At 60.3% G+C, this 25,289-nt stretch carries 25 protein-coding genes; 17 read left to right on the top strand and 8 right to left on the bottom strand.

Features of this window, described 5'->3' with window-relative positions:
• Positions 1-78: 78 nt before the first annotated feature.
• Both istA and istB read left to right on the top strand, forming a co-directional pair.
• On the top strand, positions 79-1,764 hold the full coding sequence (gene istA, locus ABEA18_RS24275; RefSeq protein ID WP_345453935.1) for an IS21 family transposase: 1,686 nt from the start codon (positions 79-81) through the stop codon (positions 1,762-1,764).
• Positions 1,761-2,576 (top strand): IS21-like element helper ATPase IstB, encoded by an 816-nt coding sequence (istB, locus tag ABEA18_RS24270; RefSeq protein WP_345453932.1) that lies wholly within the window; start codon positions 1,761-1,763, stop codon positions 2,574-2,576. Before istA ends, istB begins: the two co-directional genes overlap by 4 nt.
• 191 nt (positions 2,577-2,767) lie before the next feature.
• On the opposite strand, the gene ABEA18_RS24265 is transcribed toward istB, so the two are convergent.
• The gene (locus tag ABEA18_RS24265; protein ID WP_345453929.1) at positions 2,768-3,628 is read right to left on the bottom strand and encodes a LysR substrate-binding domain-containing protein; all 861 of its coding nucleotides are present in this window, start codon (positions 3,626-3,628) and stop codon (positions 2,768-2,770) included.
• 310 nt (positions 3,629-3,938) lie between these two features.
• Here ABEA18_RS24265 and ABEA18_RS24260 point away from each other — a divergent pair, with 310 nt between their 5' ends.
• From ABEA18_RS24260 to ABEA18_RS24205, 12 genes are all read left to right on the top strand, one after another.
• Complete coding sequence (locus ABEA18_RS24260; RefSeq protein WP_345453926.1) at positions 3,939-4,709, top strand: ABC transporter permease; 771 nt, start codon at positions 3,939-3,941, stop codon at positions 4,707-4,709.
• Positions 4,706-5,602, top strand: coding sequence for an ABC transporter ATP-binding protein (locus ABEA18_RS24255; protein ID WP_345453923.1), 897 nt, complete (start codon positions 4,706-4,708; stop codon positions 5,600-5,602). The genes ABEA18_RS24260 and ABEA18_RS24255 overlap by 4 nt, the downstream gene beginning before the upstream one ends.
• Before the next feature lie 39 nt (positions 5,603-5,641).
• Positions 5,642-6,679, top strand: a complete 1,038-nt coding sequence (locus ABEA18_RS24250) for an ABC transporter substrate-binding protein (RefSeq protein WP_345453920.1) — start codon at positions 5,642-5,644, stop codon at positions 6,677-6,679.
• Positions 6,676-7,944, top strand: a complete 1,269-nt coding sequence (locus tag ABEA18_RS24245; RefSeq protein ID WP_345453917.1) for a sulfatase-like hydrolase/transferase — start codon at positions 6,676-6,678, stop codon at positions 7,942-7,944. Before ABEA18_RS24250 ends, ABEA18_RS24245 begins: the two co-directional genes overlap by 4 nt.
• A gap of 29 nt (positions 7,945-7,973) precedes the next feature.
• Positions 7,974-8,792: a sugar phosphate isomerase/epimerase family protein gene (locus tag ABEA18_RS24240; protein WP_345453914.1), complete on the top strand. Its 819-nt coding sequence runs from the start codon at positions 7,974-7,976 to the stop codon at positions 8,790-8,792.
• Positions 8,785-9,975 (top strand): levoglucosan dehydrogenase, encoded by a 1,191-nt coding sequence (locus ABEA18_RS24235; protein WP_345453911.1) that lies wholly within the window; start codon positions 8,785-8,787, stop codon positions 9,973-9,975. Before ABEA18_RS24240 ends, ABEA18_RS24235 begins: the two co-directional genes overlap by 8 nt.
• Before the next feature lie 28 nt (positions 9,976-10,003).
• Positions 10,004-10,960 carry a formylglycine-generating enzyme family protein gene (locus ABEA18_RS24230; RefSeq protein ID WP_425550574.1) on the top strand — a complete coding sequence of 319 codons (957 nt, stop codon included), beginning with the start codon at positions 10,004-10,006 and terminating at the stop codon, positions 10,958-10,960.
• A gap of 52 nt (positions 10,961-11,012) precedes the next feature.
• On the top strand, positions 11,013-12,041 hold the full coding sequence (locus ABEA18_RS24225) for a zinc-binding dehydrogenase (protein WP_345453908.1): 1,029 nt from the start codon (positions 11,013-11,015) through the stop codon (positions 12,039-12,041).
• A 32-nt stretch (positions 12,042-12,073) separates the two neighbouring features.
• Positions 12,074-12,934 carry a sugar phosphate isomerase/epimerase family protein gene (locus ABEA18_RS24220; protein WP_345453905.1) on the top strand — a complete coding sequence of 287 codons (861 nt, stop codon included), beginning with the start codon at positions 12,074-12,076 and terminating at the stop codon, positions 12,932-12,934.
• 154 nt (positions 12,935-13,088) lie between these two features.
• The gene (locus ABEA18_RS24215; RefSeq protein ID WP_345453902.1) at positions 13,089-14,249 is read left to right on the top strand and encodes a Gfo/Idh/MocA family protein; all 1,161 of its coding nucleotides are present in this window, start codon (positions 13,089-13,091) and stop codon (positions 14,247-14,249) included.
• Position 14,250: 1 nt separating this feature from the next.
• The gene (locus ABEA18_RS24210) at positions 14,251-15,252 is read left to right on the top strand and encodes a sugar phosphate isomerase/epimerase family protein (protein WP_345453899.1); all 1,002 of its coding nucleotides are present in this window, start codon (positions 14,251-14,253) and stop codon (positions 15,250-15,252) included.
• Positions 15,253-15,388: 136 nt separating this feature from the next.
• Entirely contained in the window at positions 15,389-15,955 is a 567-nt protein-coding gene (locus ABEA18_RS24205) for a LacI family DNA-binding transcriptional regulator (RefSeq protein ID WP_345453896.1), read from the top strand.
• A 445-nt stretch (positions 15,956-16,400) separates the two neighbouring features.
• Here ABEA18_RS24205 and ABEA18_RS24200 read toward each other — a convergent pair whose 3' ends face one another.
• From ABEA18_RS24200 to ABEA18_RS24190, 3 genes are all read right to left on the bottom strand, one after another.
• On the bottom strand, positions 16,401-17,123 hold the full coding sequence (locus ABEA18_RS24200; protein ID WP_345453893.1) for a hypothetical protein: 723 nt from the start codon (positions 17,121-17,123) through the stop codon (positions 16,401-16,403).
• A gap of 6 nt (positions 17,124-17,129) precedes the next feature.
• Positions 17,130-17,603: a helix-turn-helix domain-containing protein gene (locus ABEA18_RS24195; protein ID WP_345453890.1), complete on the bottom strand. Its 474-nt coding sequence runs from the start codon at positions 17,601-17,603 to the stop codon at positions 17,130-17,132.
• A 194-nt stretch (positions 17,604-17,797) separates the two neighbouring features.
• Entirely contained in the window at positions 17,798-18,595 is a 798-nt protein-coding gene (locus ABEA18_RS24190) for a TIGR04255 family protein (RefSeq protein ID WP_345453887.1), read from the bottom strand.
• Positions 18,596-18,987: 392 nt separating this feature from the next.
• On the opposite strand from ABEA18_RS24190, the gene ABEA18_RS24185 reads away from it, so the two are divergent.
• The gene (locus tag ABEA18_RS24185) at positions 18,988-19,536 is read left to right on the top strand and encodes a recombinase family protein (RefSeq protein ID WP_264963536.1); all 549 of its coding nucleotides are present in this window, start codon (positions 18,988-18,990) and stop codon (positions 19,534-19,536) included.
• A gap of 83 nt (positions 19,537-19,619) precedes the next feature.
• Here the strand turns inward: ABEA18_RS24185 and ABEA18_RS24180 are convergent, their stop codons facing one another.
• Positions 19,620-20,462: a hypothetical protein gene (locus tag ABEA18_RS24180; RefSeq protein WP_264963537.1), complete on the bottom strand. Its 843-nt coding sequence runs from the start codon at positions 20,460-20,462 to the stop codon at positions 19,620-19,622.
• 100 nt (positions 20,463-20,562) lie between these two features.
• On the bottom strand, positions 20,563-21,078 hold the full coding sequence (locus ABEA18_RS24175) for a hypothetical protein (protein ID WP_264963538.1): 516 nt from the start codon (positions 21,076-21,078) through the stop codon (positions 20,563-20,565).
• 211 nt (positions 21,079-21,289) lie between these two features.
• On the opposite strand from ABEA18_RS24175, the gene ABEA18_RS24170 reads away from it, so the two are divergent.
• Complete coding sequence (locus ABEA18_RS24170) at positions 21,290-22,228, top strand: AbiTii domain-containing protein (RefSeq protein WP_345453878.1); 939 nt, start codon at positions 21,290-21,292, stop codon at positions 22,226-22,228.
• A 76-nt stretch (positions 22,229-22,304) separates the two neighbouring features.
• Here ABEA18_RS24170 and ABEA18_RS24165 read toward each other — a convergent pair whose 3' ends face one another.
• Positions 22,305-23,417, bottom strand: coding sequence for a hypothetical protein (locus ABEA18_RS24165; protein WP_345453873.1), 1,113 nt, complete (start codon positions 23,415-23,417; stop codon positions 22,305-22,307).
• A 114-nt stretch (positions 23,418-23,531) separates the two neighbouring features.
• Positions 23,532-24,251: a hypothetical protein gene (locus ABEA18_RS24160; RefSeq protein WP_264963789.1), complete on the bottom strand. Its 720-nt coding sequence runs from the start codon at positions 24,249-24,251 to the stop codon at positions 23,532-23,534.
• A 108-nt stretch (positions 24,252-24,359) separates the two neighbouring features.
• Here ABEA18_RS24160 and ABEA18_RS24155 point away from each other — a divergent pair.
• Positions 24,360-25,289 (top strand): HsdM family class I SAM-dependent methyltransferase (locus ABEA18_RS24155; RefSeq protein ID WP_345453863.1); only part of this gene is annotated, 930 nt, incomplete at its 3' end.

Below are 25,289 nucleotides of genomic sequence, written 5' to 3'. Positions count from 1 at the left end.
CCGGGTAGCTTGTGACGGTTTGATTTGGACCCACCCCAGCGTTGTTCTCATCTGGTTTCCAAGGGTGGAGGGCATGGGATGGGGTCAAAAGTGGAGCTGTTCGCCAGAATTCGCCGGGACGCGCGGGTGGAGGGACTGTCTATTCGTGCGCTGGCCCGCCGTCACGGAGTTGGGCGAAGGATTGTGCGGTTGGCGTTGGATTCAGCGGAACCGCCGCCACGGAAAACGCCGGTGAGAGTGGCCCGTCAGCTGGAGCCGGTCAAGATCCTGATTGATGCGATGCTGTCCGAGGACCTTCAGGCGCCCAGGAAGCAGCGTCATACGGTCCGGCGGATTTTCGCCCGGCTTGCTGATGAACACGGATTTACCGGTGCTTCGTATTCGACTGTCCGGGATTATGTCCGGGTGAAGCGTGTGGAGATTGAGGCCGGAGCCGGGCGGGGACCGGAGGTCTTCGTTCCTCAGGAACACGCGCCCGGTGCTGAGGCCGAGGTTGATTTCGGGGACGTGTGGGTGGACCTGGCCGGGGTGCGGACCAGGTGTTATCTGTTCGCTTTCCGGCTCTCTCATTCCGGCAAAGCAGTCCATCGGGTTTACCCGACGTGTGGCCAGGAGGCTTTCCTGGAGGGTCATATCGACGCGTTCGACGTGATCGGCGGGATCCCGGCGCGGCATATCCGGTACGACAACCTGAGCAGCGCGGTGACCAAAGTCCTTTACGGGGGCGGCCGGCAGAGGACGGAGAACGAGCGTTGGGTGCTCTTCCGGTCCCATTTTGGTTTTGATCCCTTTTACTGCGAGCCTGGCATCTCCGGGGCCCATGAAAAGGGCGGGGTCGAAGGAGAGGTCGGCAGATTCCGGCGGAATTTCCTGACTCCGGTGCCGGCCGTCGAATCCCTGGCGGAGTTGAATGGGAAGCTCCGGGCGTGGGACCGAAGTGAGGACAGCCGGCGGATCGGCAACAGGATCAACACCGTAGGCCAGGACTTCGCCGCTGAACGTCCTTACCTGGCGCCGGTACCTGTTGAAGGGTTTGATCCGGGCCTGGTGCTTACGCCCAGGGTCGACCGCTCAGCGCTGATCAGTGTCAGAACGGCCCGGTATTCGGTTCCGGTCCGGTTCATCGGCCGCAGAGTGCGGGTCTCACTACGGGCGACCGAGATCCGGGTCTTTGACGGCAGAACACTGATCGCTACCCATCCGCGCACGGTTGCCAGGGGTGGCCAGTGCGTTCAGCTGGATCACTATCTGGAAGTACTGCGCATCAAGCCCGGTGCCCTGCCGGGATCCACCGCCCTGTCGCAGGCCCGCGCTTCGGGTGTTTTCACCCCTGCCCATGACGCGTTCTGGGCAGCGGTAAGGAAAACCGACGGCGACGCGGCAGGGACCAGAGAACTGATCGATGTTCTGCTCCTGCACCGGTCGATGGACGCCCGGGACGTCGTCGACGGAATCACTGCAGCGCTGCGGGTCGGGGCAGTAACGGCCGATGTCGTCGCAGTGGAAGCCCGTCGGGCAGCCTCTGAACGCGGCACGGTGCGGGGTCCGGTCGATCAGAGCGGTCCCGGGCCAGCGGAAATTGTTCAGCACCGTGTTCTCAGCCTCACCCAGCGGCGCTTCGCAGATCCGGCGGCAGTGATCGCCGGCCTGCCCGCAGACAAACGGCCGCTGCCATCGATGACAGCATACGACCGGCTCCTCAGGTTCCCGGACCGCGCCGCGGCCCCGGATCCCGTCCCTGCCAGAGAAGGAAACGCATCATGAGCCCGACCCCACCGGTTGTTATCTCCCAGACGCTGCGCCGCCGACGCGGAATGACGGAACAGGCCGCCATGGCGGCCGTGGAACAGGCATGCCGGCGGCTGCGCCTGCCAACGATCAGGACCGTGCTTGAGGAAGCCCTGGCCGTGGCAGGGAAAGAACAGCTTTCCTACCAGGGGTTCCTCGCGGAGTTGTTGCTCGCCGAGTGTGATGACCGCGACCGGCGCAGTTCATTACGGAGAGTGAAAGCGGCGAACTTCCCGCGAGATAAATGGCTCGGTGATTTCGACTACGAGGCCAACCCGAACATCAACCAGGCCACGATCAATACCCTCGCGACCGGCGACTGGATCAGGAAAGGCCAGCCGCTGTGCTTCATCGGGGACTCGGGAACCGGAAAGTCCCACCTGCTCATCGGTCTCGGTACGGCCGCCGCGGAAAAGGGATTCAGGGTCAGATACACCTTGGCCACAAGGCTGGTGAATGAGCTGGTCGAGGCAGAAGACGAAAAGGTCCTGGCCAAGACCATCGCCCGTTACGGCCGCGTCGATCTGCTGTGCGTTGACGAGCTGGGCTACATGGAACTGGATAAACGTGGCGCCGAACTGCTCTTCCAGGTCCTCACCGAACGCGAGGAGAAAGCGTCCGTGGCGATAGCAACCAACGAATCATTTTCCGGCTGGACCAAAACCTTCACGGACCCCCGGCTTTGCGCGGCGATCGTTGACCGGCTCACGTTCAAGGGAACCATTATCGAAACCGGTACGGACTCCTACCGGCTCGCCCACACCAAAAACCAGCAGCTGGCGGGTTGAATGACTACCCTTGGCTGCTATCCCAGAAAATGGGATCCCGTGAATCCCAAGACAGGCGTGTCGCACCCACCCGCCTGACCTATGTGTGCAATTCATGAGCATGAATTCGCAGGATCCGGCAAAAGCATTTCAGAACGGCAGAATCGAGAATTAAGCGTCAAGCCGGTTTCTCCCTGTGCAGGAGCCGTGGCTCACGAAGCTGCAACCTCTATGAAGAGATCGGCGAGTCGGCTTCGCTGCCACCGGGCGTGAATCATCCACAGGGGGGCCATTATGTCATCTGGGTCGATGTCTACGGCCACGACTCCGGTGCGGGAGATGTTCGCATTCAAGGTCGAGAGAAGGGCGATGCCTACGTTAGCGGCTGTGAGCGCCAGCTGCGTCTCCAGGCTCGTGGCATATCCCTTCACCAACGGTTCGAATCCCGCGGACCTGCACGCCGAGACGATCAAGTCGTAGTAAGAGGGGTTGAACTCGCGCGGCAGGAAGACCATCGGCTGCTCACGCAGGTCTACAAGTCTAAGGCTGGTGCGTGCAGCGAGGGGATGTTCCTCCGGGAGGAATGCCTTGAATGATTCGTCAAGAAGGTGTGTGGCCACAACCTTGTCGTCCAGCGCGGCTGGGCGTACGAATCCGATATCGATATTCCCTGCAATGACTGCCCGCACCTGCGCCCCGGCATCGAGGAAATGTTGAAGCTCAACCATGCATCCCGGTTCTTTCGCAAGAAGGCGCCGGATGAGTTCAGGCACCGGGCCATTGGCTGCCGCACCGAGACAGCCGATGACCAGGCGGCCGAAAAGACCGTCCCTTGCGTCGAGTACGGTCTCCCGCGCACGCTCCGCCTCGGAGAGAGTTCGACGGCAAGACTGGAGGAACAGCTCACCGATCTGGGTCAGGCCGACGGCCCGGCTGGTCCGTGTGAGCAGTTGAACGTCCAGCTCGTCCTCAAGCTTGCGGATCTTCTGGCTGAGCGCCGACTGACTCATTTCCAGCTGCTGGGCTGCCCTGCCGAAGTGCAATTCATCCGCGAGTGTACGAAAGGCCAACATGTCCTTAAGATCCATAAGTACAGATTATCGCATCAGAACCTCCAGCCCATCGACTTATTGATCGGCCAGCTTCAAACTGGACTTATGTTCAAGAAAATCTCGCCCAGCTGGCTGAATCGGCTCTCCCCCGACCGGAACAGCCTGCTGCGAAATCCATCACTGTCGTCTTCCGTCGATCTGGAAAGGGGTGCATCTGATGTTGTGGCAGAAGGAGTTTGAAGCTCCTCCACGCAGGGCCGTTAGGGAAGATAGTCATGCCGTCCCGGTGCCAGCGAATTCATCTACCGCTCGAAAGCTTGCATCATGGTTCGTGAGGTTTGCACCCACCATCATATTGATCGTCCTCGCCCTGCTGTTCTGGCAGTTCGTGCTCGCTCGTGGCGGCAAATTCCTAGGGATTCCTTCTAGATATCTGGGCTCTCCAGCCGGCATCGTCGACTCGCTCGTCACGCTCGTGCAGTCCGGCTACACGGGAACCCCCTTGTGGGAGCACTTCCTCGCGAGTATCAGCAGGACGCTTGCCGGGGTGGGGCTGGCTACCGTCGTCGGAGTACCGCTCGGCCTGGCCATCGGGCTCAACCGGTTCCTCGACCGGCTGCTCGGGCCAATAATTGGGTTCCTGCGGCCGATCCCGGCACTTGCCTGGATCCCGATTGTCGTGATCTGGCTGGGGATCGGTGAACAGTCGAAGGTATTCGTCATCTTCATGACGGCGGTGCTCTTCGTGACGACCGGTGCGGCTCTTGGTGTTCGCGCAGTGCCCCAGGATTTCTACCTTGTAGCCCGCAATTATGGACTGAGCCGGCTGCAGTTCCTGAGGGAAGTCGTGCTTCCACCAGCACTACCGCAGATCCTTGCGGGGCTGCGGACGGCACTAACCGTCGGCTGGGCTGTTGTGGTCGCGGCGGAGTTGATCGGCGCATCACAGGGCCTCGGCTACATGATCCGTAATTCGTCACAGGTCTTCGACGTCAACACCGGCTACGTGGGCATTCTCCTTATCGGAGTGGTCGGCGTTGCCTTCGAATACGGGTTCCGTTACTTCGAGAATCGCCTGTTGCATTGGCAGGTTTCACGATGAACCGGAAAAACAATCTCTTGCCCCACAACACTGGAGAGCACGCCATGAACGGCACCTCGGCACGCGTGATCGGCGATACAAAAATCACTTTGACTGGTGCAGCCCAGGCATACTCTGTTCGCGGAGGACGCCGGGAGGTGCTCACCGGGATTGACATTGAAATCAAGACAAACGAGAGCGTCGCTGTCATCGGACCGACCGGCGTCGGCAAGAGCACGCTGCTCCGCCTGATCGCCGGATTCGAAGATCCGACCAGTGGCGAAGTGAAGCTTTGGAATGACGGCAGGAGCAGCGTCGCCGCGCCGGCCGCCGACATCGGGTACCTCTTCCAGCAACCGGCTTTGTTCCCATGGATGACTGTGAAGCAGAACGTGCTGTTCGGAGCCCGCCACGGGAAGACGTACGGCCACGACAAGCAGGAAATGCTCTCCCAAGCCGACTACTTCATGGAACGGGTCGGGCTCTTAGACGCGGCGGACCTCTTCCCGTATCAGATCTCAGGCGGAATGCGTGCCCGAACAGCTCTGGCAAGGGTCTTCCTCACCCGCCCAAAGGTGCTCCTCATGGACGAACCGTTCGGCGCACTGGATGCCCTGACCCGCCGCGAGATGTACGTGCTCCTGCGCGACCTCGTTTCGAAATCCCCCGAACTCACCACGGTCATGGTCACCCACGACGTCGACGAGGCAATCACCTTGTGCGGAACCATCATGATCATCTCGGGCATCCCGGGAACCATCACCTCCGTCTACCGGAGTGGACTGGCCGCAATGGCCGAGTCTGCCGAGGACCTGCAGCGCGAGCCCGATTACGTCGAGCTCAAGGCTGCGCTCCTCAAGTCGCTTAACGCGCGCCGGAATGAAACCAGAACAACCAGCGGCACGGCTTCCTAGATACATCCAATACACATCACGAATCAACGGAGATCGAAAATGTTTAAACTTCGTCGGCGTCGGTACGCCATCGCTTTGGTGGCGGCCCTGACGCTGTCCCTGGGACTTTCAGCCTGTTCATCCGCCGGTGGATCAGGCGCCGGAGAGGGTGAGACACCCACCATTCGAGTTGCTTATGCACAGGGCCTGCAGGCCAACTTCTACTATGCCCTCCAGCATGATCTCTTCACGAAGCACGGAGTCAAGGTTGAAGGCACGAAGTTCGATTCCGGGCCTGCCCTCATCTCCGCCCTAGTGGGCGGCAGCGCAGATGTGGGTTACTTCGGAGTTCCCGCGATGGCTACAGCCAACGAGCAGGGCGCACAGCTCCAAGTCTTCAGCATCGCAAACAACGCCGGAGACATGGCTGCCCTATATGTCAAGCCGGACAGCGGCATCCATTCCATTCAGGATCTTCGAGGCAAGAAGGTAGCGACCACACAGAACACAGTGGCGCACATCTTCCTGCTGATCGCCCTGGAAAAAGCGGGCATGACTCCCAAGGATGTTCAGATTGAGTTCTACGACCCGGCTGGCCTCGTGGCCGGCTTCGACCGCGGGGACCTTAATGCCGTGTTCATGTTCGCCTCAGTCGGCGCCAAGTTCATTTCCAGCGGTGCACAGATCGTGAAAGGCACGACATCGACCGACCTCGGCGTTCCGGATACCGGAAACTTCATCGCGTCGAAGGACTATATCAGCAACAACAAGGCTGCATTGCAGAAGTTTCTGGCAGCCGTCGACGAGGCGACTCCCATTGTCAATCAGGACAAGGCCATCTACATCGACGCGCTCCAAAAGGGTATCGGCCTTGCCGGGGATCAGGCTCAGATCATCTACGACAACCAGCCATCGCCTTGCCTGGCCTCTTCCACGCTTGCTGACCCTGGTTCGCCCGTTTCTCTGACGCCGGGCGGCGGCTTCACGAAGATCACCCAAAAGATGGTCGAAACTATGACGAAACTCGGCATCCTCAAGTCCGCTCCGAACGTCGCCGACTTCGTCACATCATCCGTCGTGGAAGGCGCGGGCAAATGACTAGACCATCACATGCCCGACCAAATGTAGTGATCGTCATCTGCGACGACCTAGGCTACGGTGACCTCTCCTGCAATGGCGGAACAGTCATCGCTACACCCCGGCTCGACGAGCTTGCAGCAAACGGAGTGCGTGCCACGGCCATGTACAGCGGGGGCCCCACATGTTCACCGGCCCGGGCGGCGCTGCTCACGGGCCGGGTGGCAGCGCGCACCGGCGTAGGCAGGGTGCTGTTCCCGGACGAGGACACCGGTCTCCATAAGGACGAGATGACCATCGCGTCCTACCTGTCCGGAGCCGGTTATGCCACAGGAGCATTCGGCAAGTGGCATGTGGGACAGATGCCGGCGAGGGGTCCGCTCCGTTTCGGCTTTGACCATTACTTCGGCCTGCCGTTCAGTAATGACACTCCACCATACTTCCTGTATCGAAATGAGGAAGTGCTGGAGGACGGTCCGGATATGTCTTCCCTGACCCGCCGCTATATCGAAGAAGCCATTGAATTCATTGACAACGTTCCTGAGGGACAGCCGTTTTTCACGTATGTCGCCTTCAACACTCCGCACTACCCTCTGGAGCCCGACCCCGAGTTTGAGGGCAGGTCCGCCGGCGGTCCCTACGGGGACACCGTTGAGAGCATCGATCATCATGTCGGAGTGCTACGCGACGCCCTTGAGGAGCGAGGCATTCTTGAGGACACGATTTTCGTGTTCACCGCTGACCACGGCCCATGGTTCGAGGGGTCAACGGGCGGTATGCGAGGACGGAAGTTCGAGACGTGGGAAGGGGGTACGCGTGTCCCGTTCCTGGCGTCGTGGCCACGACAGCTTCCACGGTCAGGGGTTGTGAACTCGCCTCTCGCGTCGGTTGACCTGCTGCCGACCATTTGCCACTACCTTGGGCTGGATCCTGACGGAAAGCCAGTGGATGGCCAGATCATTGCGGACACCCTTGAGGGGAGGGAAGCCCCCGAACACGACCCCATCTGGTATTTCGACGGATATGAACTGAATGCAGTCCGCAAAGGGAAGTGGAAGCTGCACCGTCGTCGACAGACCTGGGCAGCGGAGCGATTCGCCACCATGTCCCTGCCACAGCTGTTCGATGTGGAGGCCGATGCCGGGGAGTCCTATGACCTCAGCAGGAGGCATCCCGACGTCGTCGCCGAGCTCAGCCGCCTCATGGACCAACAGGAGGGAACCATCCACAGGTCCGATGACGATGGACGCCTTTGGTGGCTCGAAGGCAATGTCGACGCCCGATGAAGGAAAGTCTCAAGAGAAGGACTAAAACCATGTATGCATACCAAGTCAATGCCTGGGGTGACGTTGTCGGCACCCCCGGAGCCGTCACTGATTTGGCTTCCGGACACTATTTCACCCCAGGAGATTTGGACCCCGCACTTGAAGCCATAGCCGCAGCAGGGTTTCCCGGCGTCGAAATCTTCGACGGCAACCTGTTGGCCTTGGGCGACGACGCGCAATCATTCGGACGCCGCTTGGAAACCCATGGCCTTGCTCTTGCAGGTGTCTACTCGGGCGGCCACTTCATCTATCCAGACGCGCACGAGGAGGAATACCTGCGTTTCGAGCGCTCCATCAACGTGGCCGCTTCCCTGGGTGCCCGCCACTTCGTTATTGGAGGCGGCGGAGTGAGGGCCCGCGGTCGGCTCAATTCCGACTACCAGGTTATGGCAGAGCTGCTGGAACGTGTAGCGGAACGCGCGGCGGCGGAGGGCCTCATACCCAGCTACCATCCGCACCTGGGCAGCCTCGCCGAAAATCCCGACCAGATCGACGCCCTCTTCACGGCCTCATCCATAGGCCTGTGCGCCGACGTTGCCCATCTCGCCGCTGGAGGTGGCGATCCGATCAGGATCATCGAACGCTATGCAGACCGGCTCAAGTACGTCCATCTTAAGAACTACCTCGCAGCTTCGAGCACCTTTGTCCCACTGGCGGAAGGGGATCTCGACATTCATGCCATCCTCGCTGCGATAACAACCCTCGGCTACTCCGATTGGATCGGAGTGGAACTTGACGGCTACCCCGGTGATCCGAGCGTGGCAGCCGCCGACAATTTCAAATTCCTTCAGGAGGCTACCAATGCGTGATGTAAACATCGCCCTCATCGGCGGAGGCTTTATGGGCAAAGCCCATTCTCTGGCCTACGCCGCAATGCCAATGTTCTTCTGGCCGGCACCCGCCCGCCCCATCCGGAAGGTGGTAGTCGACGCTACCGACGAACTGGCCCGGACCGCAGCCGATCGCTACGGCTGGGAGCGGCACTCCTCGTCCTGGCAGGAGATCGTCGACGATCCCACCATTGACGTCGTCGACATCGCCACGCCCAATCATCTCCACGCCGAAATCGCAATTGCCGCCGCGAACGCGGGCAAGCACGTCATTTGTGAGAAGCCCCTGGCACCAACGGCAGACGAAGCACGGCTCATGCTCGAAGCAGTCGAAAGGGCAGGAGTGGTCAATGCCGTCGCCTTCAACTATCGACGAACCCCGGCCGTGGTGCTGGCCAGGAAGTACATCGAGAACGGAGACATTGGTGACATCCTAAACTTCCGCGGCACCTACTTGCAGGATTGGAGTGCAGACCCCAACTCACCCCTGAGCTGGCGCTTCCAGAAAAAGATCGCAGGCTCCGGTGCCATAGGCGACATCGGCTCGCACGTCGTCGACCTCGCACGCTATCTCGTCGGAGAAATTGCCGAGGTAAATTCCCTCGTCTCGACGTGGATCAAGGAGCGCCCGCTGCAAAGTGGCGGATTCGACACCCTCGGCACCGCCAAAGTCTCCTCGGGACCACGCGGGACCGTCGACGTCGACGATGAGGCCGTGACTCTGGTCAGGTTCAGCAACGGGGCAGTAGGGTCGCTGGAAGCCTCGCGAAATGCCTGGGGCCGGAACAATTTCTTGACGTTTGAGATCCACGGCACCCGTGGTTCCCTGGTATTCAACTACGAGCGCCGGGACGAACTCCAGGTCGCCTTTGCGGATGATCCGGCAGACCGGCGAGGCTTCCGCACTGTGTATACCGGTCCGGCCACGCCCTACGGCGAAGCACTCTGGCCCATTCCTGCACTCGGCATCGGATACGGCGAGACCAAGATCATCGAGGCCTACGAACTCATGAAGGCCGTGGAAACGGGGGACCGGATTCGGCCGGACTTCGCCGACGGCTATCAAGCGGCACTCGTCGATGAGGCGATCGCGACATCAGGAGCCACGCACGAGTGGGTAAAGGTGGAACCCGTGCCGACGGGAGCCCACGCCCAGCGGTGACGGGCGAATATTAGGAAATGGGAGAAACATGATGGTCGGCTGCTGTTCCACATCCATCAAGCCGGGAAGCGACACCAAAAAGCGTCCCGTGGTTCAGGACGAGAATCCAACTTCTCGTTCCTGCCTGTTAGTCCATGACGAAGTGTTGCTTTCCGGAGGAGTGTTCTCCATGGGGGACGCATTCGGTGAGGGCTACGCCGCCGACGGCGAGACACCTGTCCATAAGGTGCGGCTGGATGCTTTCCGAATCGACGCGACAGCGGTCACCAACAGCATGTTCGCGTCCTTTATCAAGGAAACCGGGTATCGGACTGAGGCAGAGCAGTACGGCACCTCCGCGGTGTTCCATCTGCTCGTCCGTGCCCCTGAGCGAGACATTGTGGGCACCGCGGCGGGAGCGCCGTGGTGGCTCAACGTCCGCGGTGCCGACTGGGCCCATCCTTCCGGCCCGGATTCCCACTGGACCGAGGTATCCGATCATCCGGTCGTGCAGGTGTCCCACTTGGACGCCCTGGCCTATTGCGCCTGGGCCGGTCGGCGGCTACCCACGGAGGCGGAGTGGGAATACGCCGCCCGCGGGGGACTCGAAGGCAAGCGATATGCCTGGGGTGACGAGCTCACCCCAGGCGGAGAGCACCACTGCAACATCTGGCAAGGCGTCTTCCCCGGAGCAAACACCAGCGAAGACGGATACCTTGGAACCTCGCCGGTGAAGGCCTTCCCTGCCAACAGCTACGGGCTCTACGAAATGGCCGGCAACACTTGGGAATGGTGCGCCGACTGGTTCTTGCCCAAGTACTACCGCAAGTCACCCATGGACAATCCGCAGGGCCCCACGATCGGTGCCGGACGCGTCATGCGCGGCGGCTCCTACCTCTGCCATGACTCCTACTGCAACCGCTACCGCGTCGCCGCGCGCACCTTCAACACGCCCGACTCCTCCAGCGGCAACTGCGGCTTCCGCACCGTTAGGAACGGGTCATAATCCGGCGAAGCCTGCCGCGGCATCATCGAATAAGGAACATGGAGAATCGAGAATGAAAGCAGTCATCCTTCCCGGTGACAAGCGAGTCATCGTGGAAGAGCGGAAAATCCCTGACCTCGGCCCGCATGACGTACTGGTTCGCACCCGCGCCTCGGCCATTTGCCGCAGCGACATGAGCCTCTACCACGGCAGCCCGATTGTCGGCGGTGAAGGCGCCCGACAAGGATCCGTAATCCCGGGACACGAAGCCGCGGGCGAAGTCGTCCGCATCGGCGACTCCGTCACGCACGTCAAGGAAGGTGATCGCGTCGCCGGCTACCTCGCCGTGGGCTGCGGCTTCTGCGAATACTGCCTCAGCGGCTACATGATGCTATGCAAGCAGTGGAAGTGTCTGGGATTCGATGTCCACGGCGGCGACGCCGACTACTTCGTCCTGCCTGAACGGAACTGCCTACAGCTCCCCGACGAGCTCTCCTTCCGAGCCGGAGCAGTCATGACCGACATGCTCGGCAGCCAGTACCACGTGCAAAAGCAGCTCGGAGTGGCAGGCGGCAAGACCCTCGCCGTCTTCGGCATGGGTCCAATGGGGTTGGCCGCGGTACTTGTAGGAAAGGCGTTCGGCGCCCGTATCATCGCCGTCGACGTCATCGCCAACCGGCTGGAACAGGCAAGCCGGCTCGGGGCAGATGTCGTCATCAACAGCGGGACCGACGACGCCCTCCAACGGGTCCGTGAGCTCACCCAAGGGCGCGGGGCCGAGATCTGCATTGATTGCTCCGGCAATCCGGCCGGGCAAAACTCTGCCCTGGATGCTGCTGCGAAGCTAGGAGCCGTCGCCTTAGTTGGAGAATCCCGAGCAACCGAAATCAACCCGAGCGAGCAGATCATACGCAAGCTTCTCACCGTCGTCGGGGGCTGGTACTTCCCCATCAGTGACTGGGAAGGAATCGTCCGCCTTGTCCTTGATCAGAAAGTCCCGGTTGAAAAGCTCATCAGCCACGAATTCTCCATCAACCAGGCCGAGGAAGCCTTCCAAGCCTTCGATCGTCGCGAAACCGAAAAAGCACTCTTTATCTGGTAGCCCCAAAATCAGTTTCTTCGAAAGAAAATCTCATGTTCAGATATGCCGCCGAACTGGTCCCGTTCCACGACTACGACTTCGAGGATTCGATCCGCGACCTCGCCGACATCGGCTTCAAAGAAGTCAACCTCTGGTCGTCAGCGGCACCGCTGGCTCATCACGTCAACCCCGGCGACGACCCGGGCACCATCCGTGGATTGCTCGATAAATACGGACTCACCCCCTGCGGGCTGACTGTCTACGGCAAGACCCAAGACGAAATTCTCGAACGCATCGATTTCGCCGCTGACCTGGGCATCGACACCCTGATCTTTGACTGTGAGGCAAACTATTCCGACTTCGTCTCCACCTTCCTGCCTCCAATCGTCGAAGCCGGAGCCCGCAGCGGTGTGCGGATAGCTGTTGAGAACCACCTCACGGTTCCTTTCGCCCGGGACTTCGAATCCGGCGCCAACGAAGACAAACGGTGGGCCGAGGGGGTAGACACCCTGGCCCAGATCAAGCGCCTGGTCCGCGACATCGACCACCCCTATCTTGGAGTGTGCATAGCACCCCCGCACCTATGGGTTATGCAGGAGACCATCAGCGAGGCCATCACCTTTCTCGCCGAACGCAAACGGCTCTTCTACTACTACATCTGGGATATAGACCGGGCCTACCGTCACGGCAAGGACGGCCTCAACTTCGGCCCCGCTGACCAACAACTCCCTCGCCTCGACGGAACCCTTGATCACTACGTAATGCTCAACACCCTACGCCGCGTCGGATATCAAGGCGCGGCAAGCCTTAAGTGCCATGGAACCGGGGGCTGGAGCTTTGAAAAGATCAGCAAACACCTCCGGGCCTCCGACGCCTACATCAAAGAATGTATGAAAGGAGATCGGGTGCCCTGAGCGCGAACATCGGGAGGCCACTGGAACGGCCACACAGCCGGCTCAAACAGCGGCTCTGAATGATGAACAAGGACCGGCGCCGGAGGCCACCAAGCAGGGAGCTAATCCCAACACGCTCTTTACCAGCATCCAATCCCAGGCAGGAGAAACAGCAGTGAAAGACAAACGGCTCGGCGTAGCCCTGATCGGTTACGCCTTCATGGGGAAGGCCCATTCGAATGCCTGGCGGAACGTGGCCAGCTTCTTCGACGTTCCGGCCATCGAGCAGAAAGTCCTCGTCGGTCGGGACGCCGATGCAGTCGCGGAAGCAGCGGCAAAGTACGGCTGGGCCGAGTCGGCCACGGACTGGCGGTCCGTCATTGAGCGGGACGACATCCACATCGTCGATATCTGCGCGCCCGGTTGGATGCACGCCGAAATCGCCATCGCCGCCCTCCAGGCCGGCAAGCACGTGCTCGTGGAAAAACCCTTGGCGAACACGATCGCCGAGGCGGAAGCCATGACCGCCGCAGCCCGGGCCGCCCGGACCCGCGGCGTGCAGTCCATGGTCGGGTTCAACTACCGGCGGGTCCCGGCACTGGCCATGGCCAAGGACCTGATCGCCGAGGGCCGGTTGGGCACGGTCCGGCACGTCCGGGCCGCGTACCTTCAGGACTGGCTCAGCGATGCTGAATCCCCCATGAGCTGGCGTCTACGTAAGGAAACCGCGGGCTCCGGCGCGCTGGGCGACATCGCCTCGCACGCCATCGACCAGATCCAGTACCTGACCGGGCAGTCCGTTCTGGAGGCCTCCGGAGTATTGAAGACTTTTGTTGAGCAGCGGCCTGGGCCGAAGGGTATGGAAGATGTGACCGTTGACGACACGGCGTGGGCAACCTTCTGGCTCACCGGGGACATGGGCGCCTCCGTCGAAGCGTCGAGGGTCGCAACTGGCCAGAAGAACAGCCTCCAGATCGAGGTCTACGGCACTGACGGCGCGTTGACCTTCAACCTGGAAAACCTCAACGAGCTGAACTTCCTGGACGCGACCCTGCCGGTTCGAGAGCAGGGCTTCCGCCGGATCCTGGTCAACGAACCCGAACACCCCTACATGGATGCCTGGTGGCCGCAGGGCCATGTGATCGGCTGGGAACACACCTTCACGCACCAGATCCGGGACTTCCTCCTGGCTGTCGATAGCGGGTCCGCGCCGTCGCCGTCGTTCGAAGAGGGACTCCAGGTCCAGCGCGTGCTGTCCGCCGTCGAGGAGTCAGCGAACAACAAGAGCACGTTGACCGTTGTCGACCACAAGTCGTTTGCTACCGAAGGAGCCTGACATGCCCCGCCCGTATACCTTGTTCACCGGCCAGTGGGCCGACCTCCCGTTCGAGGAAGTCGCCCGCCTGGCCTCCGGCTGGGGCTACGACGGCCTGGAAATCGCCGTCTCGGGCGACCACCTGGACGCCTGGCGCTGGGACGAACCCGGCTACGTCGAAGCCAAGCTCGCCCTCCTGGAAAAGTACAACCTCAAGGTCTGGGCCATCTCCAACCACCTCAAGGGCCAGGCCGTCTGCGATGACCCCATCGACTTCCGCCACCAGGGAATCGTCGGGTCCAAAGTCTGGGGCGACGGGGACCCCGAAGGCGTCCGGCAGCGCGCCGCCGAGGAAATGAAACACACCGCCCGGCTCGCCAAAGCCCTGGGCGTGGACACCGTCGTCGGCTTCACCGGCTCCTCCATCTGGCAATACGTCGCCATGTTCCCGCCCGTCCCGGAAAAAGTCATCGAGGCCGGCTACCAGGACTTCGCGGACCGCTGGAACCCCATCCTGGACGTCTTCGACGAGAACGGGGTCCGCTTCGCCCACGAAGTCCACCCCTCCGAGATCGCCTACGACTACTGGACCACCGTCCGCACCCTCGAAGCCATCGGCCACCGCGAAGCGTTCGGCCTGAACTGGGACCCGTCCCACTTCATGTGGCAGGGCATCGACCCCGTCTCCTTCATCTGGGACTTCAAAGACCGGATCTACCACGTGGACTGCAAGGACACCAAGCTGCGCCCCACCGGCCGGAACACCGTCCTGGGCTCCCACCTGCCCTGGGGCGACCCCCGCCGCGGCTGGGACTTCGTCTCCGCCGGCCGGGGCGATGTCCCCTGGGAATCCTCCTTCCGGGCCCTCACCGCCATCGGCTACACCGGCCCCATCTCCATCGAATGGGAAGACGCCGGCATGGACCGCCTCCACGGCGCCCCCGAAGCCCTCACCAACCTCAAAAAGTACGACTACCCCGCCTCGAACACCTCCTTCGACGCGGCCTTCAGCGCAAAGGACTAGGAGTTCCTCCGACTTAGAAAGCCTGCCGATGACGCAATCTCATGTTCACGGCGCGAGGGTCGAGCTATATGGAAAGCCAGCTCGAAAAGTCCGTCGGACTCCTCCGCTCCTATGGAACAACGCATGATTGCAATGAATGGTAGGGCTCGCTGCGGAAGCACACCGGCAATGCCAAGGCCACCGGAAAGGTCGGTTGCGACGGGCCTACTACGAGATTTCCGATGAGAACCACAGGATGCAAATGTCAACTAAGAAAGCGCGTTTGCGCGATGTTGCAGAGCTGGCAGGTGTCTCCGCAACTACCGTCTCGAACGTGGTCAATGAACGAGGAAATGTAGCCGAAGCTACTCGGGTCCGGGTCCAAAAGATACTGAACGAAGTTGGCTACGAGAAGGACGAACACGCTCTCGCGCTTCGAGGTCGAAGACCAGCCCGCCGGCTTAGTCCGGACAATTACGGCCCCGCTGAGTCTTCCGGCGGTCAGGATCCGGTTGACGAAGGACAAGGTGAAGCTGGAACGAATCCGTCTTTTCGGTTCACGGTCGGCGACAGGATCCGGTTCCAGACGGGGATGTACAGCGTCTCAGGCGTGATCGATGACCTCATGCCGGATGGCTCCGGCTTTTGGATTCGGTGCGATGGCGTCGGCCGGAAGTTTCTTGCCCTGCCAGATGAAAGACTCGTACCAGCCGAGCCCTCATGACAGACGCCAGCGATCCGCCCTGTCCCTGCCGACAATAAGCCTGCAGCAGTGTCACTCGCGCAAATTAACATACTCACCAAGCAGGAAGTCCCAACGTGATGTGACGGGCAGCGACATCGCACTCCACCCGCACCTCATCCCTAAACCTGGCAGGCACCCGCTCAGCACACCAACGGCGCGCACGGGCAACATCGAGCTCGGGCAATCCGGAAGAAACCATACCGACGATAATCCCAGAAGCATCACCAAGTGGGCTCAATTCAAACCGTCACAGTGGGTCCAGAACTACTTGACACAATCATGCGTGTCCATCGACGTCACTTTTGGTCTTTCGTTGAGGCGTAGCCATGAGCCAGGGCGAGGGTGTTCTCCTGTTGGGCATATGCCTAGAATGCCCGTCTTCTACAAGATGCTGTTGGGCAATCCCACCTCTTTGTCACGAAAGTTAGCGGGAACCAAGGAGTTCTTTGACGTGTCTACGCATCGCAAGTCTGACGGTTCCTCGACTTTGAGGGTTCTCCAGCAGTTGCTGCCATGACTTGCCCGCTTCTGACGAATTGCCTCGAAGCCACTCGTGCGCGGCGGCCGTCTCCGTAGCGATCTCCTGGGGTGTTGAAGCAAGATCGTCGCACCAGTCTTCGATCAGGTCAGCTTCCTCAAACTGCTCCGCGGTTACACCTTGATACTCGAATGTCGGGACGATCACTCGGCTGTTGTGGTGTACCCATCGCTGCAGGAGGAGGTTAACTCCGACCTGAGACATGCATGCGATTCTGTTCTCCGTCCTGAGTTCAGCGGGTTCAACGAGATAAGGTTCATGCATGTGAGCGGCAAAGTGGTTCGATCCCTCTCCCTCCAGTTCAGGAAGGGGCATGAGCTTGAAACGGCCCTTCCATTCGCCCACCGGAATTAGCGGTGAAGAGCGTACTTCCGCGACCAACAATCGGGGTACCAAATCCACGCCGTCCGTCCGAAGTGCGCACGGATGCTGCATGACGAGAACTGTTTTTTTCGGGTCGTCATCGGAGGTTGAGCACCGGGTATCCCGGAAGACGTCACCAGTGAAGATTGGTCGAGAGGCTGATACATCCGCGCCTCTGGCGCGGTACAGGCTATTCCAATTGGGTGCGTCGCGCGTGCCGGGCGCCGCAAGGTCGCGTTCTGACATTCAGAGCTAACCCTTCGGCCGGATAGACATTTGGCCGTCCTGAGCGCGAAACGTCTCGAACTGCGAGTCGTACGTCTCTCGCCAAGATGGGTCGAAGCGATTGAGTGCTTCCTCAGGGTTCAAATGCCCGCTGGCAAACTCCAGGACTAGAAAAGCTTGATTAGCAGCCCAAAGGTCAATGGGCGTGACGGGAACCCCTTCGACAATGGGCATTTCAAACCAAGATTCGATGTCCTGAATATGGAACTGGGAGGCGATCAGGTCTATAGCAGCAATTAGGCCGGCCAGTTTGAGCCGGTTCTCTCCAGAAGACTTCTCACCTTTGCGCCATTTTTGGATTGCTGGCACGCTGACGCCGAGCATGCGGGCGAGATCTCTCCAGGCAAAACCAGCGTCTGCCAAGAGTTCTAGCAAGTCTTTCACGCTAAGCGTTGAGCGGTTCTGCGTACGAATACGCCACTCCAGACCCATCGCTTCCACGTGGGTTGTTCGGACATCTTTGGTGAGCGTAGTGACCCGAGACACCAGCGAGCTAGCTGTCTGTGTCTGCCTCAACGCAGAAATTGGCGTCGGTGTGGAAGTAGATCTGAGAGTAGTACTAGACGTGGGAGTGCCGGTATCAAATTGGGCCTCAGGAAAGTTTTGCGATCGAGTCGGACCCTGCGCGGATTGTGTCATTTGCGGAACACCTCATTTCGTAGGCGGTCAGTGATCAATTGCTCAAACATCTCACGAACAGGGGCATGCAATGCATCTCCCTGAGAAGTCAGAAGGGTGGGCGAAAATTCCGGAACGCCAGCTTCTGGAACCCAGAAGCTGTCCACGTCGAGCAGGAAGAAGGGGCCGGGATAGGAAGGTGATTTTCTTCGAAGCTCTCCGTTTGGATCGGTAGCAAACCCCTCGCCGGATGCGTAGCGCAGGACTAGGGAACGTCCTTTCTCAGGACCAAAGGCGGCGACTCCCTGCCACTGTTTGAGGGGGAGACCGATGCCGTTCGCGGATCGCGGCCCTAGTAGCGAATCATTCAAGTACATTCCCCAGTCCGGAATGTCGGTTCCGGGAACACGTATCTCGTCAATGTACCTGAGCCCTATGCGCTCTACTCCATCAATGTTGGAGACCTCATGCCTGGCGCTGCAGACGGCAGCTAAGACTTCGCGGAATCTTTCCCATCCGGGGTATTGCGTAGTCTCGACGATTGTTGAACTTTTGAGAAGCGAAGCGGCCATCGTATTCTCGCGGTCAAAATACTTAGGAACTTCCTCAGTGCTGACATGTTGTACGGGCCCGGAGGGCCCAATCTCAACAGTTTGCACGGTTGATTGTTGGGTTCGCATTACCGGGAGATACTGGCGAATCAGTTCCTTGAAGAGGGATCGCTGTTTCGCGCTCAGAGTGTCAGACTCCGGGTGCCGTAGTTCAAAGGAGACCGAGACCAAGGGAGCATTCGGGTAGATCTCACGCTGGTTCATGCCTTGATGATACTCATACAGAAACCAAAACGGTAACCATAGGATGAACTGTCAGTCAACTCACAGGCTAGCGCGCTGTTACCGGGATCCGACGCGGAACTTTGTCAGACCAAATGCGTGGTTCACCGTTGTCCTCGATTGGGCCAGGCAGACCATCGTCACCGCTGCGGGGGCTCGGCCGGACATGGGTCCGGCTGGCAGTCGATTGGGGTTACCTCCCTTCCATCTCAAATACGATCCATTGCTGAGACGCCCGGGCCATTTCCCGGAGAGTTTCGGAAGTGCCGGGATTCCGCGGTTCGACACGGACCTTCGCTGTCTCAAAACCCGTCCAACAACATGTAGTCTCACAACGGAAAATTGATCGGGATTAAGAGAATAGCGGGGCGGCCGTGGCTGTAATCGGGTATGCGAGGGTTTCGACGGCGGAGCAGAACCTTGATCTCCAGCTCACGGCACTCCAGGCTGCCGGCGCAGTCCGGACATTTGCCGACACTGGCGTCAGTGGATCCACGGTAGAGCGTCCTCAGCTCGCCAAGGCCCTGGACCGGATTGAAGGAGGAGACGTGTTCACAGTCTGGAAGCTCGACCGATTGGGGCGCAACACCCGGCACGTCCTGGACGTTATCGAGGACATCAGGGAACGGGGAGCGGGTTTCCGGTCCCTGACCGAGGGGCTGGACACGACCGGACCGATGGGTATCGCCATGTTGACGATCATGGCCGCATTCGCGCAGCTGGAGCGGGACACGATGATCGAGCGCACCAGGGCAGGACTCGCCGCGGCCGCGACCAACAACCGCCATGGGGGCAGACCACGCAAGGTGGACGATGCTGCCGCTGCCCGGGCCAGGGAACTGAAAGGCAAAGGAGTCAGCGCCTCCGACATCGGTCGGATGCTCGGGGTCTCCCGTGCCACCGTCTACCGGTACCTTGTATAGGCAATACGGGGAGACGAGAATTGCTGCCGCCGAGGCGGCCGGGTCGACGAGAAGCCTTGAATCCTTAGGATTGTGAGACGCGGCTAGGAGCCGAGGTTGTCGACCACGTAATCGTCGTCGTCGGTCTCTGTCACATTTCCCCGGCGTTCCTCCCAAGTCCGCATGTCGTTGAAGCCCTTGCACGGGCCAAGGCACGCGTCGCAGTTCAGATTATTGTGCTGGGCGGCACGGCGGACTCGCGGATCCTCTGGTCCTAAGTCGATCGACTTCTCTACTATGCGCGCCTGCGGGTAACGCGGCCGCGCTACCATCGACACTTCCTCGGGAATGACGTTGCGCGCGTTCGCGTAGGCCGCGGTCGCGTAAGTCTCCCCGACCTGGTGCTCGCACTCGGTTGCCCTGCAGATCGAACACAAATCCTCGTCGTCGCGCGAGGCGGTCTTGTCGTAAACTTCGCCCAAGTTGTGGTCGCAGTCCTCGACCATCCGCCCACAAATCGAGCACTCGAAGTCGCTGATAAGCCCGGCGGACATTCCAGCGCGCAAGTGAGACATGTTGATCGAACAGTTCGTCCAGAACTCGTCATCATCGCGCAACACGATGTGACAACCGTACAAACCGCGTCGCATGAAGGCCGCCCGATGTATTGCCGTGTGAGCGACCTCCGCGAGCTCGTGATCCTCGAGGTAGTTCAGCGCGGCTACGGCTGCGGACTCCGATCCCCGGATCATTGGCTCAACCGCGTTAAGCGTTTCCTGGTCGACCGTCGCCGAAAAGTCGAGCCACTCGGAGCGCTTCTGCCGCTGCACTTCTCGACGAAGCGCGTCGTCATCCGTTACCGACGGCATATGCATCGCCGGTATCTCATCAGCGCGCTTGCCAAGGGCCGCCAGGGCCGCCGCGTAGGACTCGTCGGCGGTTCGCAATGACTCCCTCCCGTTTACGTCGAGGTAACGGTCTCGGCGCGGTCCACCCGATGGTGGGATCGGTCCCCATTGCATGACCATCGTTGTGAAACGTCGACCCTTATCTCCGGACACTGCGGCCATCGCCAGGCTGGTCGAGGGACTGCTGCTTGAGGACCCGCAGAGCTTCGAGGACGTCGGCACCGCTGCCCTCGATCTCGATATTCCGTGTCGTGCTGGTTTCGGCGATGGACACCTTGAGGGGCAGTTCCCGTACCACCTCGTCGGTCCATCCCTGTGCCTTTGCGCGATGGCTGATGAACTGCTCGACGGTGAAAATGAGCCAGTCGCTGGTCACGGTCACGAGAGTGAGGCCGAGCGCCCACATCTCCGGGTCGATACTGAACTCCTGCAGATACTTTCGCGTGCCCTCGGGAGTCGAAAATTCCACGGGGATGCCTGCGGCGCGGGCGGCCTTAGGCAGGTACCGCACGTTGTCTGTGTAGCGCGGAATATTATCCCCGTCGTCATCCACTGGCTTCCTCGTGGGAATGACGTAGACCTTGTCCGGCTGCACGTTATCTGGGATTGCTCCGGCGAGGGGGGTCCATTCACCTTCGGTAATTTTTGCTGTCATGCCACGGAGGATACCGGTGGCTACCGCAATGAAGCGAACGCGCCGACCATCCATTAGGTCAGATCCTTCGGCCGGCCACCTTCTTTCGCTCCGCTGTGGAAGAACGTGTCGTGGGCGGAGGCGAGCCACGCCGTCCGGTCCTAACTGTCGGAGGCTCCATGTAGATTCAGGTTTGACTTGCCTTGCGCCGCTCACGCTGAAGGACCTTAAAATGACGAACACCCTGCTCAGCTCCCTGAGGGAGCGCATCCTCGACGAATCCGAGCCTCTGGCCGGACTCCTGCGTAAGTGCCTACTGCTCGGAGCCGAGACGGGTTCCGAGTCCCTGCGGCAGTGGGCCCGATACGAGCTCAACGGATACGACGGGGACGTCGACGTGCCCAGCTATCGGCTGCTGCCGTCGCTGCCGATCAAAGTGGACTCGATCAGCGGGAACACCTGGGCCAGGGGCCAGACCTTCGATCGCCTCCAGCTGCCTCTGGAGGCGCAGAAAGGAGTGCCTGAGTCGTTCCCGCTTCGTCAGCCCGTCGAGGAGTTAGAAAGTCTCGCAGGAAAGTCCTCACTTTCATTTACCAACGCGGGACTGGCCTACGCCCAGACGGTCTGGAATGACTCACTCGGCCCGTTCCAGCAGATCGTGGGGATGTCATACTCGCTTCCAGGCTCGGTACTCACCGGTGTCCTGGGGCAGATCCGCACTCAGCTCGTCGACGTTCTCGCCGACCTGACCGCGGAAACTCCTTTGGCCGAGCTGCCGAAGAAAGCCGCCGTCGACGCCGCCGTGGGCCAGCACATCGGCACGCAGTACAACACCACCATCCAAGCGGCCAACGGGCCGACCGCAATCGGGAACAAGGCCAAGGTCAAGACCGAGGGGCTGAGCGTCCAAGACGCCATCAAGTTCCTGGACGCCGTACAGGCCGCTGCAAAGGACGTACTTGACGACGAAGGCCGAGTGGAGCTACTGGCGGCGGTCGAGGAACTGCGGGCTACAACCCAGCAGGAGGCCACCGACACAGGCGACGTCGTGAAGACGGCAGGCAAACTGCGCGTCATCGCCGCGCGTATTGGGAGTCCAGCCGTCACCGCAGCCGTGAGCAGTGCGGTCGAGACGGTCACCTCGTTGGCACTATCCGGTGCATTCGGCTGAGCAGCGAAGGCACTTGGTGCCTCGAAGCCTCCATGTCTCGAAACGAGAGCCCATAACCTAACGAACTGAGACGCAGTTATGAGTGTGGCGTCAGAGTTCCACTTAGAGGAGCGAAGGATGAGTTCGCATCGTGGGGGACTCTAGTAGGCCCGGGTCTGCGGCGGTGCTGCCGCTGTTTTATTTCTGATAATTCTGATCGGGCTTCTACATCAGCAGCTTTGACTCTGCGAGCCACGTGGGTGCGAACAAGACTCCCGGGAACCCAGGGTGGCAACAGCCACCGATTCCGCATCCGCGTCGTCTTCAGGGAAGCGAAGGTTAGCCCGATGGGGAGTAGAAGGAGAACCAGGATGTGAAGCACACCTCGGTGGGGAGCGACGTTCAATATCGTAAGTACCGCAACAACAATCAGCAATAGGCAGCTCGCACTGGCTTGCCACCGGTCCACGACGTCGTCTTTGAACCAGCTGGCGGCGGTGACCGCAAAGGCTGCGAGCACGAGCACGGCCCAGACAGCACTTATGACGTACGAAACAACCCAGGACCCCCAAGTGAACTTGCTCATGATGATCGCCTCAAGCGTTCCAATCACAGCGGTGATCGCCAGAATGTCGAGGAGGCCTGCTATGAACCAATGGCGTACCGCCAGCCCCGACAACGGGGGCAGCCGCTTCCGCCGGTAGTGAGAAACGACTTTCCGTGCGGCGCTGACTTGGATGTCGAGGTTGTTGGTGTCGATCCGGTGTATGCGGCCTGCTGCGTCGGAGGCGATGAAACAGTTCATCGCGGCCAGCGTCGTGACTACAAGAACGTTCGCCAATCGTCCGAAGGAGCCTTCACCCAAACTTAGCCAGGCGATGGTGGCCAGGATGAAACTGACGGTGGAGCTCATCAGGGCCAGAAGCATCACAACTTTCCGGTGTCCATGCTCCTCAAGGGTTTCCGACTTCTTTGAATATGCCGTCTGGGCCATGACTTGGAGGGCGATGGTCCCTGTGGCAACTGCTGCCAGAGCCCCCAGTGTTTCTCCGGGGCCAAGGGGTTCCATGTCATCAGGCAGTAGCTCCAAACGCCCCGTCCGGACAACGTGACTTAGGTACATGATCGCGACCACGTAGAGGGTCGCGCCGATACTGACGCGAAGCACACGCCAAAACGTGAGCGACGCCCCCATCTCCAGACGAAGCATGACCCTAAGGGGTATCGGAAGTTTCTGTTGGCGCAAAGGGGTTCTCCTGTTAAGCGGCTCGTTCGCGAATCGGGTTCGTGCGACGGGGACGAACGCTACCGGGGGATCATCGCATTACGATTGCTCAAGTCCAGCGTATTGGTCATAGTCGGCATCTCCTGGCTTCAGTATTTTGACTATTTCTTCGGCGCCCACGGCAGCATCCACTCGAACATCGCCTGAGAGTTCATCCTCTTTTCGGGACAGGACGGATGAAAGAGGGGGGTTGAAGTGCATCGGGCGAATTGCGTTGTCGATGCGCAGTGCCAGCTCGATGAGCACAGGAAAGCCAGGTTGAGGAGGGCCTGGATCCATCCGATTGTCAGCCGCAAAGTAGATCCCTTCGCCGCCCCATTTTCCCTGGAGGAGTTCGAAGTCGGACGGTGTGGTGAATTTCGTGGAACCTATGCAGGCATGGACCTGCCCTTCCCTCTTCGGCAGCTGGTCTTGGAAGTAAGAGCGCAGTCCGTCATCGGTTCCGTACATGGAAGTGGCCATGAGTGTACTAGCGCTGTGATCGTTGAGATGGCCGTGGTGAACCGCGAGCTGGATTCGCCGTGTGAATAGATCTCGGCTGAACGGTCTCAGACCCTCGAGCCGCACGAGATCGAATTCGTGGGGGAGCAGCCGGCTGAAGTGGAATGCTCGGAGGCGGGAGCCGGTTAAGGAGCTGATGAACGCGGCTTCACTTTCGAGCGCTTCGAGGTCCGACATCTGGGTCAGCTCAGCCAGCCGGGTTTTCACGGCTGCCGGAAAGGTGTCGGGAGCGTCGGGGTCAATGAATTGGCTGTCCATGCTGCCACGATACGTGGGAGTGCTGACTACCTATCGTCCTCTGTTCCGGCCACGTGTGCCGCGGGTCAACAGTCCAATATTGGCGGCCCCCTGTGGAAGACTGTCGGAGTGCTAGATGTACTTCGCGAAGACGATACGAACGAGCTGAGGAAGGCCCGTGGGGCTTTTTTCACGCCCTCAGCGGTGGCCGACTACATTGCTAGCTGGGCCATGACGGATGGCACCTCTAGAGTCTTGGAACCGTCCTGCGGCGAAGCAGCCTTTCTTCTTTCCGCTGGCATGTTCGCCAAGGAACGAAAGCTCCCGAACGTGAGCTACTCCGGTGTCGAACTGTTTGAGACCTCAGCCCGTTTCGCGGAGATGATCCTGGCAGACGCGGGGATCGAAGCACACGTTCGTGTTAGTGACTTTTTCAGCGTCGCCCCCGACCCGGTGCACGATTGCGTGATCGGAAATCCTCCGTATATCCGGTACCAGGAACACGCAGGCGAATCCCGCGGGAGATCACGGAGCGCAGCTGCCGCAGCCGGGGTAGACCTGAGTGAGCTCGCATCGAGTTGGGCAGCCTTCGTGGTTCATTCCGCGCAGTTCCTTCGACGCGGCGGTCGACTGGGACTGGTGTTGCCGGCCGAGCTGCTGTCAGTTAACTACGCAGCTCCTGTCCGTAGATTTCTTCTTGAACACTTCAAGAAGGTCGAGCTCGTGCTGTTCAGCGAACGAGTCTTCCCGACAGTCCAAGAAGAAGTAGTTTTGTTGCTGGCCGAGGGTTTCCGTGAGGGACCCACCGACCGCTTCACGCTATTCCAGGCGGAAAGCGTCCAGGACCTCCCCTCGATGGACGCGCCGAGTACTTGGATCCCCGGGGCCGCAGGAGACAAATGGACGGCCGCCATGGTCGGTCCGCGGGCGCGTTCCATCTACGACGCGGCACTCTCGGGTGATGGCTTTTCTGTCCTTCACCATTGGGGAGAAACGTCGCTGGGTGCGGTGACAGGCAATAATTCCTTCTTCGCTCTCACTTGGGAGCAGGTGAAAGAA

It is taken from the genome of Arthrobacter gyeryongensis (assembly GCF_039543785.1).
Lineage (GTDB): Bacteria > Actinomycetota > Actinomycetes > Actinomycetales > Micrococcaceae > Arthrobacter > Arthrobacter gyeryongensis.
Note: the sequence above shows the minus strand (reverse complement) of the source record. Positions and strands in the feature narration are given on the sequence as shown.